This window comes from Starkeya nomas (genome assembly GCF_902703545.1).
Lineage (GTDB): Bacteria > Pseudomonadota > Alphaproteobacteria > Rhizobiales > Xanthobacteraceae > Ancylobacter > Ancylobacter moscoviensis.
The window spans coordinates 1-1,102 of the sequence record NZ_CACSAS010000028.1; the positions used below are offsets into that span (position 1 = coordinate 1).

1 protein-coding gene and 1 pseudogene are annotated in these 1,102 nt (G+C 66.4%); both read left to right on the forward strand.

What is annotated here, in order from left to right; genetic code table 11:
- Window positions 1-321: pseudogene (locus tag STARVERO_RS22075) on the forward strand (hypothetical protein); the annotation flags it as partial.
- A partial coding sequence (locus tag STARVERO_RS22080; protein ID WP_159602165.1) for a phage portal protein family protein occupies window positions 315-1,102 on the forward strand: 788 nt, incomplete at its 3' end. The pseudogene STARVERO_RS22075 and the gene STARVERO_RS22080, both read left to right, overlap by 7 nt.

A 1,102-nucleotide genomic window follows, 5' to 3' on the forward strand; every position in this document is an offset into this window, starting at 1 on the left:
CCCGATTGGTATCGCAAGAACTCGACCGCCTATGTCGAGGCCTTCGGCGACGGCACGGTCGAGCTGCCGCGCGATGCGGATGTGCTCACCGACCATCAGGCGCTTCAATACGTCAATGGCGTCATCAAGGTGCCGGACGATCACCGTTTCAAGGGCGAGGACGGCTTCGAGCGACATGGCGACACTGCGATCGCCGGCGTCCTCATGTGGCACGCCTCCACATTGGCACCCGTCGAATACGACTACATCCCTGTCTCCGACCTCGACGGCGGATCGGACAGCATCTTTTCCGAAAGCACCGGAGGGCGCGCGCTATGGTAGGGCTCGTGGGGCCGGACGGGCTTCCCGTCTCGTCGAAGAGGCTGTCGGAGGAAGTTGCCACACCCACCATCATGGGCGTTCGCAACACGCAGATGGACGGCGTGGCCTCCGGCCTGACGCCGGAACGTCTCGCGCGGATCCTCAAGCAGGCCGCGCTGGGCAATGCCCGCGACTATCTCACCCTCGCCGAGGAGATGGAGGAGCGCTACCTGCACTATGCCTCGCAGGTGCAGACGCGCCGTCTCGCCATCGAGGGCGTCACGCCGGCCGTCGAGTCGCCGAAGGGCTATCCGACGGCCATCGTCGACGCCGTGCACGAGCTCCTCGAGGACCCGAACCTGCTCGACGCGATCGGCTCGCTGACGGACGGCATCGCCAAGGGTTACAGCGTCGTCGAACCGGTTTGGGAATATGAGCGCCAGCAGCTCCGGCCCGTCGCCTTCAAGTGGCGCGATCCGCGTTACTTTCAGTTCGACCGGCTTTCGCTGACCGAACTGCGGCTCGCGGTCGACGGCAACCTCGACGGCGAGCGGATCGAGAAGCCCACCTTCATCGTGCACATGCCGCGCTCGAAGACCGGCATCCCGCTCCGCCGCGGCTTCGCGCGCGCCGCCACCTGGGCGTTCATCCTCCAGTCGTTCGGCCTGAAGGACTGGGCCGCCTTCGCCGAGATCTATGGCATCCCCATGCGGGTGGGCAAGTATCACGCGGGGGCATCCGAGACCGACAAGCGCGCGCTGCTGCGGGCCGTGGCGAGCATCGCCAACGACGCGGCCGCCAT